This is a genomic window from Acinetobacter sp. NIPH 1852, from assembly GCF_022549455.1.
Classification (GTDB): domain Bacteria; phylum Pseudomonadota; class Gammaproteobacteria; order Pseudomonadales; family Moraxellaceae; genus Acinetobacter.
Genome location: NZ_JAKZGG010000052.1, coordinates 1 through 582 on the forward strand (window position 1 = coordinate 1; position 582 = coordinate 582).

Here is a 582-nt window from a genome sequence, read left to right on the forward strand (position 1 = left end):
AGTTACTTTCGCAACAACACCAGCACCTACAGTACGACCACCTTCACGAATCGCAAAACGTAGACCTGGGTCCATTGCGATTGGGTGAATTAATTCTACTGACATTTCAACGTTGTCACCTGGCATAACCATTTCAACGCCGTCTTGTAATTGGATTGCGCCAGTTACGTCAGTTGTACGGAAGTAGAACTGTGGACGGTAACCATTTAAGAATGGAGTGTGACGACCACCTTCTTCTTTAGAAAGTACATATACTTCTGCGTCGAATTTAGTGTGCGGCTTGATTGTACCTGGTTTAGCAAGTACTTGACCACGTTGTACGTCTTCACGCTTAGTACCACGAAGAAGAACACCACAGTTCTCGCCAGCACGACCTTCGTCAAGCAATTTACGGAACATTTCAACGCCAGTTACAGTCGTCACAACAGTGTCACGAATACCAACGATTTCAACTGATTCGCCAACTTTAACGATACCAGATTCTACACGGCCAGTTACAACTGTACCACGACCAGAAATCGAGAATACATCTTCGATTGGCATTAGGAATGCTTTATCGATTGCACGCTCTGGCTCTGGAAT

At 45.0% G+C, this 582-nt stretch carries 1 protein-coding gene; it reads right to left on the reverse strand.

All coding sequences use genetic code 11. The features are described from left to right. The coding region (locus MMO38_RS16520) for an EF-Tu/IF-2/RF-3 family GTPase (RefSeq protein WP_241324191.1) at positions 1-582 on the reverse strand (582 nt) is incomplete at both ends.